This is a genomic window from Streptomyces sp. NPDC002838 (genome assembly GCF_040295365.1).
Lineage (GTDB): Bacteria > Actinomycetota > Actinomycetes > Streptomycetales > Streptomycetaceae > Streptomyces.
The window spans coordinates 308,915-323,204 of sequence record NZ_JBEOVF010000001.1 but is presented as its reverse complement, the minus strand read 5'-3'; the positions used below and the strand labels follow the sequence as shown (position 1 = coordinate 323,204).

Sequence of the window (14,290 nt, the reverse complement as noted above, 5' to 3'; positions counted from 1 at the left end):
CGCTCCGCGGTCACCGCTCGATGCGGACCTGGGCGGGCGGATACGGCGAGGAGGACGTCGTACCGACCGCCCAGTAGCCGCCGCCCGAACCGGGCACGGAGACAAGGGAGCTGATCAGCACGGGAGTGTCGGCGGCCGGGCCGCGTTCGCTCACCCAGGCCGCGCCGTCCCACCGCAGGTAGTGGGCCCGCTTCTGGTCCCAGAAGTCCCAGCCCGCGATGCGGTCGGGCCGGCCCCGCGCGTCGCCGACGATCGCGGTGAGCATGCCGACGCCGAACGGCGCCGTGACGCTCCGCCAGCTGCTGCCGTCCCCGTGCAGGAGGCGGACGCCGGGGGGCTTGCCGGGCGGGCCGCCGACCCCGTAGTCGTAGCCGGTGAGCCAGATGTCGTCGTCGGCGACGGGGAGCAGGCCGGTCACGGTGGCGCGGATGCCGCCGGGTGCGGGCAGCTCGGTCCACGTGTCGCCGTCCCAGCGGGCGACGAGCTCGGTGCCGTAGACCCATACGTCACCGCACCTCGTACGGCACAGGCCCGACGGCGTGGCGGTGGCCCCGCTCGGGAGCGGTGGCAACCACGTCCAGCGGCCCCGGTGGCCGTGCAGCAGCACGCAGCCGTCGCTGTTCCGGCCGGAGATCCACACGTGGCCCTCGGGGCCGGTCGTGACGCCGGTGAGGGAGGTCCCGGCCGCCCCGCGTCCGGGGAAGTCGGCGTCCTGCCAGGTCTGCCCGTCCCGGGCGAGGAGCCGTGCGGCGTTGGGCGCCGCCCCGCCGACGGCCCAGGCGGAGCCGTCAAAGGCGCCGGCGACGGACCACAGCGAGCCGGTCAGGCCGAGGTGACCGAGGCCGGTGCGTGTCCATGCCGTGCCGTCCCAGACGAGGGCGAGGGGCGTGCCGCGGGTGCCGCCGTCGCGGCCCTCCTCGCCCACGGCCCAGGCGAGGTCGGGGCCCGCGGCGGCCACGTCGGCCAGGTAGGCGGCCGGGGTTCCCTCGGGCGCCGGTACGGCCTGCCAGTCACGGGGTTCTGCGACGGCCGGGCCGGCCCAAGCCGTACCGCCGCTCGCCGAGGCAAGGCCCAGCCCGGCCCCGGCACCGGCTAATCCGCTGATGAAACGCCGTCTTCGCACGAGGTTTCCCCCTTCTTCCCTCTTCTTCGGCGGTCTGAGGAGACAACACGGTTCACCAGCCTGCCGGAGAAGGCAATGCACGGGACGGGCCGTTTCGGTCATACGGGTTCTTCGGTCATATCGCTTCCACGGGCACTCCTCCCGCCGCGCTGCCCAGCAGCGTCAGCCGTACGTCCCGTGGACCGGAGGGGGTGGTGCCGTCGGACAGGACGGCCAGAGCCAATGTGTTGGCGCCACGTGTGCGGAGGATCCCGTTCGGCAGGACGAAGGTGTGCTGTGGGCCCACGTCGTTGATGTACTGGCCCATGTTCCAGCCGTTGAGGAAGATCTGGACGCGGTAGGCGCGGGCCGGGTCGTCGTCGAGGACGAGCCCGATCGAGGCGTCGACGCCACTCTCCACAGCGAGGTTGAAGGTCGTCCGGTACCAGGTCACGCCCTGTCGTCGGTCCGACCGCGGGAGGTCGACGCTCTGCCAGTCGCCGTCGGCGAACTCCGGCAGGTGCCAGCCCTTCCGCTCCCCGTACAGCCCGCCGTTGTTCAGCGGCCCGCGCACGGGATCGGGCGCGGCCGCGCCCCGCAACCGCCAAGTGGCCTTCGGCGACGCCCCCTTGAAGGTGACCGCCGTCAGCCCGCGGGCCACCTTGGGGGTGTCGCGCGCCATCCGCCGGACGAGGACGGACAGGACGTGCTCGGAGCCGCGCTCACGCACCTTCTCGGGCACGGAGAACGTGGCCGTCGCCGCCCAACTGCCCCGCCGTACCGTGCTGTCGTCCGGCACCGGCATCCGGTGCGTGCCCAGCGGCTCCCCGTCCAGCCATGCCATCAGCAGCCCCTGCGTGCCGGTGCTGTAGGCAAGGGACACGGACTCGAGGTCATCGGCGTCCGTGAAGCGCCCCCGGTACCAGACGTCGCCGTAGTGGAAGCCGTAGTCGTCCGCGAAGAGGACGGGCCCGCCCTTGGGCACAGGGGTGATGCTGTACGTCGTCTTCTTGTCGGCGACCGTCCAGTCCGAGTCGTCGAAGTCGGGGGCGGACTCGGGGTTCTCGGTCCGTCGCCGCCAGTCGCCGTCCAGCGCGGGCAGGGTCACCGGGCGTACGCCGGGCAGAAGCTGCTCCATCAGGAGGCTGCCCGTGGCGCTGGGCCGCGTCCGCAACGGGCGCTGGTTCCAGGTGACCTGGCCGATACCGCGCGGCCCCCACACCTCCAGCCCGGTCTCCCCGACCGTGTCACCGGTCACGTGCGCGGTGGCGCCGCGCAGGGTGACGTCGCGCACCAGCGCGGGGCCGTACACCAGCACCGAGCCGGACGGGGTGTCGTACGGCCACAACCGCAGGGTGGTGGCGTCGTCGGCGAAGAGCAGCAGCAGCGGCCGGTCGCCCCCGCCGCCCTCGACCAGTACCCGGGTCAGTCCGCCGGCGCCGAGCGGAGCGTTCACCCGCAGCACGCCGCGGCCGTACGCCCACGCGCCCTCGGGGTCCAACCGGGTCGTCGTCGGCTCTTCCGGGCAGTCGAGCGCGATCTGAGCCATCTCGCCGTGCGGGCCCGCGAACACCGCGATGTCCTGCCGCCCGGCGGTCAGGCACATCATGGGCTGCACGGTGGTGTACTTCAACTTCCGCTGTCCCAGGGACAGTCCGGTCGCCACCAGGCGGGCGTCCCGGGCCGGGACGGTGACGGGTACGTCGAAGTCGGTGCCGGGCAGCGTGGAGGAGACCTTCTCGGCGCTGTCGTTGCGCAGGATGTAGACATGGGCGTCGGTGTCCGGGTTCTTCAGGTGGTGCACCTTCAGCCGGTCGTCCGAGGCCTTGACCGCCGCCGCCCGGCGCAGCTTGGCGAAGTCCGGCTGGCGTTGCAGCAGATGCCCGATCTGGTGCGTCGGGGTGAGCTTCGCGGTCGGCCTGCGGCCCTCGTCGATGGCCGCCCCGTAGTCGTACGACGTGTAGACGACCGGCGCGGGCAGCCAGCCCCACGAGGTGCCGCCGAAGGTCATGTAGGCGTTGTGCAGCGGGCTGCCGCCTGCGAGGTCGGTGAGGTGGAGACGCCGCTCGTACGCCGCGTCCCGGATCCGCCGCGACTCCGCGTACCCCTCCCCGCCCCACGGGTCGGGCCGCCCGTCCCTCTTCCTCCACTGGTCGCCGTGGAGGAGGGGCACGTCGATGCCGTCGGCGCGCGCCTTGCTCCGGAACCGGTCCTCGAGCTCGTACAGCAGGACCGTGCCCCTGCCCTTGGTGAACAGATGCCGGGCGGCGATGGCGTTCACCCGCGTCAGCCACTCGTCGGCGTACGACACATAGGTCGGGTCGGCGGTGCCGGCCCGGCCCTCGGTGGCCGTCAGCCAGCCCGGGAGGCCGCCGCCGTCGACATCCGCGTCGATGTACGGGCCCGGCCGCAGGATCACGTACAGGCCGGTCTCGGCGGCCGTGCGCAGGAACAGGTCGAGGTCGCGGACGCCCGTGAAGTCGTACGCCCCGGGCGCGGGGGAGTGGTAGCTCCACGGCACGTAGGTGCTGACCGCGTTGTGGCCGTGCGCGCGCATCTTCTGCAGGACGTCCCGCCACAGCGACGGGCTCGGCAGCCGGAAGGGATGCATCTCGCCCGACCACAGCACCAGCCGCTTGCCGTCCACGAGCAGCGAGTACCGGTCGAAGCCGACGGTGTGCCCGAGCCCGTCGGCGGCCGGCGGACCCGGCGCGGGGCCGGTGGGCACACTGCGGGACGAGGAGGCGTTCGTCGGAGCGCCACCGCTGCCGCCCAGGGCGAAGCCGAGCGCCGTGGTGCCGACGAGGGCGCTGAAAGTACGTCTGCTGAGCCCCAAGGGAGCGCCTCCTGTGTTGCCTGTTCGTCCCGCGACCGCCCGTGGTGGGTCATTCTGTACGGCCGGACACCGCACAATTGTCATATGAGGATCTGGGCGCGGGCGGACCAGGCGGTACGAGCGGTGCTGGAGCTCGCCGTACGGCAGGACGACGGACCGGTGACGGCGGAGACCATCGCCACCATCCAGGACATTCCGCACCAGTTCCTCGAGGGGATCCCCGGCGACCTGCGGCGCGGCTGCGTCGTCGACAGCCGACGCGGCGGGGGCGGCGGCTACCGTCTCGCGCGCGAACCCTCGGCGATCACCGTAGCGGACGTGTGATCCGGGCCGTCGACGGCCCCATCGCGTACACCGGGACCGCACAGCCCCTGCTGCCGCTGCGGGCGGCTCGGGAGAACCCGTAGGCCCGGTGAGCGGTCTTCACCGTCGTCGGCTGGAAGGTCGTCGCGGAGATCGGCTCGATCGACACCAGCAGGGCATCGACTTCGTCCGGGTCGCCGCGTTCCTGCTCGGTGGGCTGGGTCATCCTCACGCGGAACGGCAGCCCCTCGGCGCGTGAGCGGCGCTGTGAATGGGCCGCTGTGAATGGCCGGAGAGCGACCTGGCCGCACGCGGTGGGGCTGCGTACGCTGCGAGCGCTCCGGCCTTCACGGTTTCTTCATGTTTCTCTCATGGGCCGGGGTGCGTGCACATGTTCTTGACATGTGCATGGCTGAATCAGCCCCCCACTGAACGGATGGGAGAACCATGGCCGGTGGCCTGCTCCTCGGCGGCTCGATCGCCGCGCTCCTCACCACCGCCCTGCCCGCGCAGGGCCCGTCCTCCGGGTTCGACGACCCGCCCCCGGACAAGATCGTCATCAAGGTCGCCACGGTGAACGGCTCGGGCTGCCCGCAGGGCACGACCGCGGTCGCCGTCGCCGAGGACAACACCGCCTTCACGGTGACCTACAGCGACTACCTCGCCCAGGCCGGCGGCAACTCCGACCCCACGGCGTCGCGCAGGAACTGTCAGCTCAGTCTGATCGTCCACGTACCGCAGGGCTTCACGTATGCCATCGCCAGCGCGGACTACCGGGGCTACGCCCTGCTCCAGCCCGGGGCGAGCGCGGTGCAGAGAGCCTCGTACTACTTCCAGGGCTCTTCCGGCACGGTGTACAAGACCCACAACTTCGCCGGCGCGTACAACGACAACTGGCAGGCCACCGACACCACGGACTGGGCCCAGCTCGTCTACGCGCCCTGCGGGGTCCAGCGCAACTTCAACATCAACACGGAGCTCCGGGTCAACGCGGGCACCCAGTCGCCCGGCAAGGTCAGCTTCATGACGATGGACTCGACCGACGGTGACATCAGCACGAAGTACCACCTGGCCTGGAAGGAGTGCCCGGGCAAGTGAGAAGGGGGGCCGTTCGCTCGGCGGGCGGCCCCTTCGTCCGGTGATCGGGGTAGCGTGAATCGGGTCAAAAGGATCAAAGGCGTCTAAGTGTGTGAAAGGGAGTGCGCATGGCGTTGACCGCGCGCATGGTGAAGCGCATCGCCCAGGACTTTTCCGGGCGGCACGGCCAGGTCGTGGAGGGGCTCCTCGCCGAGCTCGTGCACCACCTGACCGAGACGGGTGAGAGGGAGGACAAGGAGCGCATCGCCGCCGCCACGCTGCTGTGCGGCCGGGGGAGGCTGGACCGCCTTCTCGACGCGGTGCAGCTGGCCAAGGAGGACTGGCGGGACGTGCTGGTGGGGGCGGGGCTGGCGGACGCGGACTGGAGTGAGCGGCTGGAGGTGGAGCTCGGCCCGGCCGCGTGAAGATTTCCGGGCGCGTGGAGAGTTGGGGCTGCGCGGACCATTGACGCGCAAGGGGTTCGATTCTACGGTCCCGTCCGAACAGGCGATCACTGTTCGAAATCACGGACACTCAGACCCCCACACCTGCAAGGAGCGTCAGCGTGAGCCGCACCTCCCGCAGAACCGCCCTGCTCGCCGTCCCCGCCGCCGTCCTGCTCGCCCTCGTCCCGAGCACGGCGTCCGCGTACCCCAACCCCGGTCGTGTCACCGGCTCGGTCGTCGTGCACGACCCCACGATGATCCGCACCTCGTCCGGCCAGTACCAGCTGTACGCCACCGGCGGCGGCATCAGCAGCAAGACATCCGGTGACCGCACCGCCTTCGGCGCCGGCGCCGACGCCTTCGGCACCAGGCCGGGCTGGTGGCGGAACTACTCCTCCGTCCCGGAGGCCTGGGCGCCCGACATCTCGTACCACGGCGGCAAGTACCTGATGTACTACTCCGTCTCGAAGTTCGGCTCGAACACCTCCGCCATCGGGCTCGCCACCTCCAGCACCGGGCAGCCCGGCAGCTGGACCGACCAGGGCACCGTCTACACGTCGAGCTCGTCCAGCGACTACAACGCCATCGACCCGAACCTCTTCGTCGACAGCGACGGCAAGTGGTGGCTGTCGTTCGGGAGCTGGTGGACCGGCATCAAGATGATCCAGATCAATCCGTCCACCGGGAAGCAGCTCTCGAGCAACACCACCCGCTACTCGCTCGCCTCCCGCCCGACCGGGACCAAGGCCGTCGAGGCGCCCTACATCGTCAAACGAGGCAGCTACTACTACCTCTTCGCCTCCTACGACACCTGCTGCAACGGCACCAGCTCGACGTACAAGGTGAAGGTGGGCCGGGCCACCAGCGTCACCGGGCCGTACCGCGACAAGAACGGCGTCTCGATGATGAACAACGGCGGGACGCCCGTCCTGGAGTCCCACGGCAGCGTCATCGGCCCCGGCGGGCAGTCGATCATGAACGACGTCGACGGCGACCTGATCGTCTACCACTACTACGACGGCAACGACAACGGCACGCCCAAACTCGGTATCAACCTTCTGAACTGGAGCAGCGGATGGCCCGTCGCCTACTGACCCTGCTGGCCGCACTGCTCCTAGCCCTGTCGCTCGGGCAGTCCTCCGCGAGCGCGGCCTCGTTCTCCAACCCGGTCAAGGCGCAGAAGGGCGCCGACCCCTGGATCTCGTACCACAACGGCAACTACTACATGGTGACGACGAGTTGGACCGACGTCATCACCATGCGCAAGTCCGCCACCCTGGCCGGGCTCGCCTCCGCGCCCAGCGTGCAGGTGTGGAAGGGCGACGCGGCGAACCGCTGCTGCAACATCTGGGCGCCGGAGCTTCACTTCCTCAACGGCCGCTGGTACCTGTACTACGTCGCCGGGCAGAACGTCTCCGACTACATCCCGACACAGCGCACCCACGTGCTGGAGAGCGCGGGCTCCGACCCCATGGGGCCGTACACCTACAGGAACCAGCTCAACTCCGCCTGGATGCTGGACCCGACGGTCGCCACCATCAACGGCCAGCTGTATCTGTTCGGCAGCGCGAGCGGCGGGACGCAGAACCTTGTCGCCGCCCGGATGTCGAACCCGTACACCCTCGCCACCGGCTTCTCCACCATCTCCCGGCCGACCAACTCCTGGGAGACGTCCGGCGGTACGGTGAACGAAGGCCCGGAGATCCTCCAGCGCGGCGGGAGGACCTTCCTCATCTACTCCGCCAGCGGCTGCTGGACCCCCGACTACAAACTCGGGCAGCTGACCCTGACAGGCTCCGATCCGCTCTCCGCCTCCTCCTGGACGAAGAAGTCGACGCCCGTGTTCCAGCGGAACGACGCGAACGGCGTCTACGGGCCCGGTCACCACGGCCACTTCAAGTCGCCCGACGGCACCGAGGACTGGATCGTCTACCACGCCAACGACTCCGCCTCCGACGGCTGCGACAACGGGCGTACGGCCCGGGCGCAGAAGCTCACCTGGAACTCCGACGGCACGCCGAACTTCGGTACACCCGTCCGGCTCGGGGCGAGCTTGGCCGGGCCGTCGGGTGAGCCGTCGGCCGCCTCGACGACGTACACGATCACGAACCGCAACAGCGGCAAGTGCCTCGACGTCGCCGGGAGTTCGACGGCCGACGGGGCCAATGTGCAGCAGTACACCTGCAGCGGCGGCAACAACCAGAGGTGGCGCGTCGAGGACCAGGGGGACGACACCAGCCGACTGGTGAACGTGGCCACCGGCAAGGTACTCGACACCGCCGACTGCTCGTCCGCCGACGGTGCCGATCTGCGGCAGTGGTCCTGGCTGAACAACACCTGCCAGCGGTTCCGCTTCCTGGCCACCGACAGCGGTTACGTCCGGATCGTGAACCAGGCCACAGGCAAGGTCGCCGACGTGGCGAACTGCTCCACGGCGGACGCGGCAGACGTACGCCAGTGGTCGTGGCTGAACAACAACTGCCAACAGTGGCGGCTGAACCCGGTGTAGTGCAGCAGGCCCAAAGGGGTGCGGGGACTGCGCGACCAGCCACAACGGTCCCGCAGTCGCCCGCACACAGCACCCCCTACGGCGTGAAGGCGCATTACCCGGCCTGCCCCATCCCCGCCGCGTTCGGCCAACTCTGCGCATTGGGCCACCCGGTCGCCGGAGCCGTCTGCAGATCCGGTACGGGCACGGCAGCCGGAGCGGTCATACCGCGGACCTGCGCCGCAGTCAGGCCGCCCCGGGCCGGAACACCCGGCGGCGTCGGCCCGGGCATCGGGGCGGGCGCCGGCACGGCCGCGGCAGCCGCGGCCGGCATCGGAGTCGGCATGGGCGCCGGCGCAGGCATCGGTGCCGGCGCCGGTACCGGTGTCGGCGCCTGCATCGGTGTCGGCGCCGGTACCGGTGTCGGCGCCTGCATCGGTGTCGGCGCCGGTACCGGTGTCGGTGCCTGCATCGGCGTCGGTGCCGGGGCCGGGAAGCCCACCGGCTGCGGCCCCGCCTGGGCCGCCGCAGGCATCGGCATCCCGGCCCCACCGGTCTGCGTCTGTGCCGCCGCGGGCATCGGCATGCCGGTCCCGGCGGCCGGGGCGGCTGCGCTCCCCTGCCCGCCGGAACCCATGGCCTGAGCGGCAAGGCCCTGCATGCCGGAGCCGTTGGTGGAACTGACCAACCGGTCAACTGCCGCCGTACCCGAGCTGTAGCTGGTCCCTGTAGCCAGCTCGGGCACGGCGGCTCCCCTCCTGGTCCCGTAGAGCACCTGTTCCAGGGCGGACACCAGGCGACGCACGTCCACCTGGGGGCGCACCACGAGTCGCAGGAAGCGGCTGGAGGAGCCGATCTTGTTGCCGCACTCGCGGACCAGGATCCGGTGCTCGCTGAGCATCCGGTCCCGGACCACGGTGCCTTCGGCTCCCACGGGGAGGCGCACGAAGAGGAAATTGCCCTGGGACGGGTAAACCGTCAGGCCAGGCAGAGCGGCCAACTGACCGGCCATGTCCAGCCGGTCCCGTCGCACCTGCTGGAGACTCTGCGCGTACTCGGCGCCGTGCTCCTTGAGCATGAACACCACGTGCTCCGCGAAGGAGTTCAGGTTCCACTTGGGGAGCATGGAGCGGACGCGGCCCGCCAGGGCGGGGTTGGCGACGAGGTAGCCGAAGCGGATGCCGTGCAGACCGAAGTTCTTGCCGAGGCTGCGCAGGACGATGACGTTCGGGCGGAGCATCGCCTCCTGGACGACGGACGGCTCGGCCTCGGCGTCCGCGAACTCCAGGAACGACTCGTCGATCACGACCAGGTCCAGGTCGGCCATCGCGTCCATGAACTGCACGATCGCGTGCTTGTGCAGAAAGCCGCCGTCGGGGTTGTTCGGGTTGCAGATCACGGCGACCCGGGTGCCGCGGGCGCGGATGAACTCGGCGTACTGGGCCAGGTCCAGGGCGAAGCCGCTGGACTCCTGGAGGGGGTACATGTCGACCCGCTTGCCGGTCTCCATCGGCTGGTCGGTCCAGCGGCCGAAGGTGGGGACGGGGATGGCGAGGGACTCGCGGACCAGCAAGTGGTCGATCCAGGTGATGAGTTCCGTCGAGCCGTTGCCCATCGCCACGCACTGCGGCGGAAGCTGGAGCAGGCTGCACAGCTCGGCCGTGATGGTGTCGGCGCTGCTCGGGTAGTACGTGATGATGTCGCGCAGGCGGCCCGCCATGTCGTCGAACATGGCGGGCGTGGGGAAGTACGGATTGCAGGGAATGCAGAAGTCGACCGGACCGGCTCCTTCGCCGCCCTCCCGCGTCAGCGCCGCCATCGACGGGCTGTGCGCCGCGGTGCTGCGGAACAGCGAGGTGACGTTGTCAGCCAAGGGAGCCTCCGTATGGGGCGGGCTCGGCGGGGACGACCGGGCCCGTCGTCTTGGGTGGCCCGCGCGGGGGAGCACGGGCCGCCCTTACATACGGAGGCCGGGGTGGCGCTGTTCAGCCGCTGAGAGATCGGTGAGAACTTGTGTGCCACCTGTGAAGACGGTTCAGCAGTCGAACGAGTGCACCGTCGTCGTCCGGTACGTCTGCCCCGGCTTCAGCACGGTCGACGGGAACGACGCGTGGTTCGGCGAGTCCGGGAAGTGCTGCGTCTCCAGGCAGAGGGCGTCGCCCTGACGGTAGGTGCGGCCGCCGGGGCCGGTCAGGGTGCCGTCGAGGAAGTTGCCCGAGTAGAACTGCAGGCCCGGCTCGTTGGTGGCCATCTTCAGGGTGCGGCCGGAGGACGGGTCGCGGAGCGTGGCGATGTGCGCCGGCTGGGCCGTGATGCCCTTGTCGAGGACCCAGTTGTGGTCGAAGCCCTTGGCGGTGATCAGCTGCGGGTGCGCGGCCCGGATGTCCCGGCCGATCGGCTTGGCCTTGCGGAAGTCGAAGGGGGTGCCGGAGACCTTCGCCAGTTCACCCGTCGGGATCAGACCCGAGTCGGTGGGCGTGTAGCGGGAGGCGGCGATCTGGAGTTCGTGGTCCTCGATCGTGCCGCTGCCCTCGCCGGCGAGGTTCCAGTAGACGTGGCTGGTGAGGTTGACGACCGTGGTCTTGTCGGTCGTGGCCTCGTAGTCGATGCGCCAGTCGCCGTGCTTGGTGAGGGTGTAGGTGACCTTCACCTTGAGCGTGCCCGGGTAGCCCATCTCGCCGTCGACGGACGTGTAGTACAGGTACAGGCCGACGTCCGCGCCCTGGGTGAACGGCTCGATGTCCCACACGCGCTTGTCGAAGCCCTGGGCGCTGCCGTGCAGGCTGCTCCCACCGTCGTTGACGTCGACCTGGTAGGGCTTGCCGTCCAGGGTGAAGCGGCCGTTGCCGATGCGGTTGCCGTAACGCCCGATCAGTGCGCCGAAATACGGGCTGGAGGAGACGTAGTCCTCGATGGTGTCGAAGCCCAGGGAGACGTTGGCGTAGTGGCCGCGCCGGTCCGGGATCTCCAGGGACCGCACGATCCCGCCGTAGGAGAGGACCTCCATCCGCGTGCCGCCGTTGACCAGCGACCAGCTGTGGATCTTCGTGCCGTCGGCGAGCTCGCCGAAATGCGACTTCACGGTTCTCTTCCTGCCTCCCATGGCGTGTGCCGTTCCCCGTGCCGTTCTCTGTGCGGTTCTCTTGCGGTTCCCGCAAAGAAAATCGGGCCCTGGCGTTTCGCCAGGGCCCCGACTTACGAACCGACCTTGCGCTTGTTCCATACGTCGAACCCGACCGCGGCCAGCAGCACCATGCCCTTGATGACCTGCTGCCAGTCGGTGCCGATGCCGACGAGGTTCATACCGTTGTTCAGCACGCCCAGGACCAGGCCACCGATGATCGCGCCGAGGACGGTGCCGACGCCGCCGCTCATCGACGCGCCGCCGATGAACGAGGCCGCGATCGCCTCCAGCTCGAAGTTGAGGCCGGCCTTGGGAGAGGCCGCGTTGAAGCGGGCGGCGAAGACCAGACCCGCCAGGGCCGCGAGCATGCCCATGTTCAGGAAGACCAGGAAGGTGACCTTCTTGTCCTTCACACCCGACAGCTTGGCCGCGGGCAGGTTGCCGCCGATGGCGTAGATGTGGCGGCCGACGATCGCGTTGCGCATGACGTAGCCGAAGCCGACGAGCAGCGCGCCCAGGATGAGCAGCACGATCGGGGCACCCTTGTAGCTGGCCAGCAGCAGCGTGACGGTGAGCACGGCGGCACCGAGCGCGATCAGCTTCAGCATGAACAGCTTGAAGGGCAGGACTTCCAGGGCGAACTCCTGCTGGCGGCGGCGGTCGCGGAACTCCTGGAAGACCACGAACGCGATCAGGGCGAAGCCGAGCAGCAACGTGAGGTTGTGATAGTTGGTCTTCGGACCGACCTCGGGCAGGAAGCCGTTGGCGACCTTCTGCAGACCCTGCGGGAACGGGCCGAGGGTCTGGCCCTCGAGGAAGATCTCGGTCAGACCGCGGAAGATCAGCATGCCCGCCAGGGTCACGATGAACGACGGTATGCCGCCGTACGCGATGAAGAACCCTTGGGCGGCGCCCGCGACCGCTCCCACCGCCAGGCACAGGATCACCGCGACCGGCCATGGCAGATCGTTCCTGACCATGAACACGGCTGCCATCGACCCGATGAACGCCGTCAACGAGCCCACCGACAGGTCGATATGACCCGCGATGATCACCAGCATCATGCCCATCGCGAGGATGAGGATGTAGCTGTTCTGCAGCACCAGGTTGGAGACGTTGCGCGGCAGCAGCAGGTCACCGTCGGTCCACACGGCGAACAGCGCCACGATCAGGCCGAGCGCGAACAGCATGCCGTACTGCCGCATGTTGCGGCGCATGCCGGCCAGCATCAGCTGGAGCAGGCCGTCGCCCGTGGCCGAACCGCCCTTGCCGGGCGGCGCCGGGGCCGGCGTCTTGGCGGTCACATCCGTGCTCATCGGGATACCTCTTTGTCCTTCGTCATCTGACGCATCAGCGATTCCTGCGAGGCCTCGGCCCGCGAGAACTCGCCGGTCAGCCGCCCCGCGGCCATCGTGTAGATGCGGTCACACATACCGAGCAGTTCCGGCAGCTCGGAGGAGATGAAGACGACCGCTTTTCCTTCTGCGGCCAGCTGATCGATGACCGTGTAGATCTCGTACTTGGCACCGACGTCGATACCGCGCGTCGGCTCGTCCAGGATCAGCACGTCCGGACCCGCGAAGATCCACTTGCTGAGGACGACCTTCTGCTGGTTGCCGCCGGACAGCTTGCCCACCGGCTCGAAGACGGTCGGTGCCTTGATGTTCATGGACTTGCGGAAGCCCTCGGCGACCTGCCGCTCCTCGTGCTCGTCGACCACGCCCCGCTTGGCGACCTTGCCCAGCGCGCTGAGCGAGATGTTGCGGTTGATGGTGTCGATGAGATTGAGGCCGTAGTGCTTGCGGTCCTCGGTGACATAAGCGATGCCGTGCCCGACCGCCTCGGAGACGGTCTTCGTACGGATCTCCTTGCCGTCCTTGAGGACCGTGCCGCCGGCGTAACGGCCGTACGTCCGCCCGAAGACGCTCATCGCGAGCTCGGTGCGGCCGGCGCCCATCAGGCCCGCGATCCCGACGATCTCCCCGCGCCGCACGGACAGCGACACCTCGTCGACCACCTTGCGCTGCTGGTCGATCGGGTGGTGCACGGTCCAGTCGCGGATCTCCAGCGCCGGGGCCGCGCCCTTCTCGGGCTCGTGCGGCGTCCGCTCCGGGAAGCGGTGCTCCAGGTCGCGGCCGACCATCCCGCTGATGATCCGGTCCTCGGTGGTCTCCGCGGTCTTCACGTCGAGCGTCTCGATGGTGCGCCCGTCGCGCAGGATGGTCACCGAGTCGGCGACCTTGCGGATCTCGTTGAGCTTGTGGGAGATGATGATCGACGTGATGCCCTGCTTCTTCAACTCCAGGATCAGATCCAGGAGTTTGCCGCTGTCCTCGTCGTTCAGGGCCGCGGTCGGCTCATCCAGGATGAGCAGCTTCACCTTCTTCGACAGCGCCTTCGCGATCTCCACCAGCTGCTGCTTGCCCACGCCGATGTCGGCGACGCGGGTGTCGGGGTGATCGCTGAGACCGACCCGCCGCAGCAGTTCGGTGGCGTGCCGGAGCGTCTCGGTCCAGCTGATGATCCCCCGGGTGGCGTGCTCGTTGCCGAGGAAGATGTTCTCCGCGATGGAGAGATACGGAATCAGTGCCAGTTCCTGGTGGATGATCACGATGCCGCGTTCTTCGCTGGCCCGGATGTCCTTGAACTCGCAGACCTCTCCCTCGAAGAGGATCTCGCCCTCGTACGTGCCGTGCGGGTGAACGCCGGAGAGGACCTTCATCAAGGTCGACTTACCGGCGCCGTTCTCCCCGCAGATGGCATGGACCTCGCCCTGCTGGACGGTCAGTGTGACGTCCGACAGCGCTTTGACGCCGGGAAAGGTCTTGACGATCGAGCGCATTTCCAGGACGGGTCCCGCCATGGTCGTGCCTTCCAATCAGCTTTGGTTCGGGGTCAGTTCGGGAATTCCCGC

General features: G+C 69.3%; 9 protein-coding genes and 2 pseudogenes. 5 read left to right on the top strand and 6 right to left on the bottom strand.

All coding sequences use genetic code 11. From position 1 onward, the window contains the following. Positions 1-10: 10 nt before the first annotated feature. Together ABT063_RS01480 and ABT063_RS01475 are read right to left on the bottom strand one after the other, a co-directional pair. Entirely contained in the window at positions 11-1,123 is a 1,113-nt protein-coding gene (locus ABT063_RS01480; protein ID WP_351055009.1) for a hypothetical protein, read from the bottom strand. A 115-nt stretch (positions 1,124-1,238) separates the two neighbouring features. Further along, on the bottom strand, positions 1,239-3,938 hold the full coding sequence (locus tag ABT063_RS01475) for a beta-galactosidase (RefSeq protein WP_351055008.1): 2,700 nt from the start codon (positions 3,936-3,938) through the stop codon (positions 1,239-1,241). Positions 3,939-4,022: 84 nt separating this feature from the next. On the opposite strand from ABT063_RS01475, the pseudogene ABT063_RS01470 reads away from it, so the two are divergent. The 5 genes and pseudogenes from ABT063_RS01470 to ABT063_RS01450 form a co-directional block, all read left to right on the top strand. Continuing rightward, a pseudogene (locus ABT063_RS01470) lies at positions 4,023-4,321 on the top strand (Rrf2 family transcriptional regulator); the annotation flags it as partial. Between the two features lie 367 nt (positions 4,322-4,688). Then, positions 4,689-5,339 (top strand): DUF4360 domain-containing protein, encoded by a 651-nt coding sequence (locus ABT063_RS01465; RefSeq protein WP_351055007.1) that lies wholly within the window; start codon positions 4,689-4,691, stop codon positions 5,337-5,339. Positions 5,340-5,446: 107 nt separating this feature from the next. Next, complete coding sequence (locus tag ABT063_RS01460) at positions 5,447-5,743, top strand: hypothetical protein (protein ID WP_351055006.1); 297 nt, start codon at positions 5,447-5,449, stop codon at positions 5,741-5,743. A 140-nt stretch (positions 5,744-5,883) separates the two neighbouring features. Next, positions 5,884-6,858, top strand: a complete 975-nt coding sequence (locus ABT063_RS01455; RefSeq protein WP_351055005.1) for an arabinan endo-1,5-alpha-L-arabinosidase — start codon at positions 5,884-5,886, stop codon at positions 6,856-6,858. Then, entirely contained in the window at positions 6,840-8,273 is a 1,434-nt protein-coding gene (locus ABT063_RS01450) for a family 43 glycosylhydrolase (RefSeq protein ID WP_351055004.1), read from the top strand. Before ABT063_RS01455 ends, ABT063_RS01450 begins: the two co-directional genes overlap by 19 nt. A 94-nt stretch (positions 8,274-8,367) precedes the next feature. Here ABT063_RS01450 and ABT063_RS01445 read toward each other — a convergent pair whose 3' ends face one another. The 4 genes and pseudogenes from ABT063_RS01445 to mmsA all read right to left on the bottom strand — a co-directional run bounded on the left by ABT063_RS01445 (position 8,368) and on the right by mmsA (position 14,239). Beyond that, complete coding sequence (locus tag ABT063_RS01445; RefSeq protein WP_351055003.1) at positions 8,368-10,125, bottom strand: pyridoxal phosphate-dependent aminotransferase; 1,758 nt, start codon at positions 10,123-10,125, stop codon at positions 8,368-8,370. Between the two features lie 162 nt (positions 10,126-10,287). Next, positions 10,288-11,370 (bottom strand): annotated as a pseudogene (locus ABT063_RS01440) (aldose epimerase family protein); the annotation flags it as partial. Positions 11,371-11,447: 77 nt separating this feature from the next. Next, positions 11,448-12,692, bottom strand: a complete 1,245-nt coding sequence (gene mmsB, locus ABT063_RS01435) for a multiple monosaccharide ABC transporter permease (RefSeq protein ID WP_351055001.1) — start codon at positions 12,690-12,692, stop codon at positions 11,448-11,450. Next, positions 12,689-14,239, bottom strand: a complete 1,551-nt coding sequence (gene mmsA, locus ABT063_RS01430) for a multiple monosaccharide ABC transporter ATP-binding protein (protein WP_351055000.1) — start codon at positions 14,237-14,239, stop codon at positions 12,689-12,691. Before mmsA ends, mmsB begins: the two co-directional genes overlap by 4 nt. Positions 14,240-14,290: the final 51 nt, after the last annotated feature.